The sequence below is a fragment of the Bacteroides acidifaciens genome (genome assembly GCF_024623065.1).
In the GTDB taxonomy this organism is placed as follows: Bacteria; Bacteroidota; Bacteroidia; order Bacteroidales; family Bacteroidaceae; genus Bacteroides; species Bacteroides acidifaciens.
This window is the reverse complement of sequence record NZ_JANJZR010000178.1, coordinates 1-1,584: the sequence shown is the minus strand read 5'-3', so window position 1 is coordinate 1,584 and position 1,584 is coordinate 1. Positions and strand designations below refer to the sequence as shown.

Here is a 1,584-nt window from a genome sequence, read left to right as displayed (position 1 = left end):
GTAACTATTCAGCGAGAACAAAGGATACGAAGAATTAGCCCGTCAGTTTAGACGAGCGCCAATATAGCTTTAAGAGGGGATTGTCCGTTTTTCCAGGCCGTGTCAGCGATAGAATGTAAAGCGTGGAAGGCATCGGCACCGGTATCAGATCGGAAGCATCCGGATATTTTCTGCTTGACTTTGAGCTTCCGGATTCCGCGTTCGGAGCCGTTGTTGTCGGATGGTATTACCGGATTCTCAAGGAAGTTGAATATGTAATCCCGACATCTGATTATCCCCCTTTTCATCTCATTGAACTCATTGCGCATATTGTCAAGGTTCTTTTTGAGCAACTCATCAAGCCTCGTCAGCCAACTGTCTTTAGGGATTACCTCATAAGTTTTTTGATTCCTCAGATGGATGGCTTCCCGCAACAGCGTCTGCACATCTTTTGCCCAGGTCTGTTCCTTGTCTATATCATTGAGATATTCGAGATTTCTCAGCAGATGAGCCAGACATATCTGATTGTTGAGGAAGTCAATGGCGAAGTACGCGCTGTGGCGGTCTGTCACTGCGACCATATTCTTCAGAGAGTCACCGAAGCGTTCTTCAAGGACTTTGGCGCCACGGCCAGCGCCCCGGAACACGAGAGTCAGATACGTTGTCTGCGCAATCCATGACCAGTTGAGCTTCCCATTGGTGTAACATCCCGATTCGTCGAAGCCCACTACTGAGGATTCCTTTATCATTCGTTCTATCAAGGCAATGGCAGGGCGGGATTTTTCAAGCATCTCACGGACGATATTGGCCAGTGTCCCCTGACTGATTCTGACATTGAACATCGTCTCAAACAACGACTGCAACCGTTCATAAGGCATACACTGCACCACGCTCAGATAGGTTGCAATGGCACGTATGTTTTTGCCGAAGACAATAGCATTACCGCCCCTGCGACGCGGTGCATAATCACGATTGCAACATCCGCAGCTACAGACTTTTTTATAAAATCTGCGTTCACGATAGATTGGCCGTATCTGAGGCAGATCCACCTGCTGGGTGACATATTCGAGCACCCCTTCAACTTCAGACAAATCCCTGCCACACTCCATGCAATAGTGGGATGACACTTCCTGAATTTCGTCAGGTGTTTCCACCATTTTGCGTGTAGTTCCCTCATGTCCGGATTGACCGCCGACAGGTCTTTCTGACTTCTTCCGCAATGATTTTGTCCGGCGGTCCACCTCAGCCTTTATCGGTTCTTTCGATGGCGGAGTACTGCTGTTGCCGGAGTCCTTCGGCGGCTGTTCATACTTCTCCAGACGCTTGCGTAACTCACGGTTTTCCTTAAGTAGTTTATCAATATTTCGGTTAAGCGACCGATTTTCGGCATACAAGGAATCAATCGTTCCCCGTAACTCCTTAAGCTCGGACAATAGTCCGGCCAAGGTCGAATTTATGTCGTTAACCTGTTGTTTCACAGATACAAAGATAGCGATTTTATCTGACATTCACAAATAGAATCACTGTTATTTTGATGATAATCAGAGGATTATTCTAAAATTGTTGCTGACCAACCTGATTGTATTCGATTCGCTGAATAGTTAC

The 1,584-nt window shown here is 46.9% G+C and carries 1 protein-coding gene; it reads right to left on the bottom strand.

The window, feature by feature from the left end:
• Nucleotides 1-47: 47 nt before the first annotated feature.
• Entirely contained in the window at nucleotides 48-1,457 is a 1,410-nt protein-coding gene (tnpC, locus tag NSB03_RS20560) for an IS66 family transposase (RefSeq protein WP_024988904.1), read from the bottom strand.
• Nucleotides 1,458-1,584: the final 127 nt, after the last annotated feature.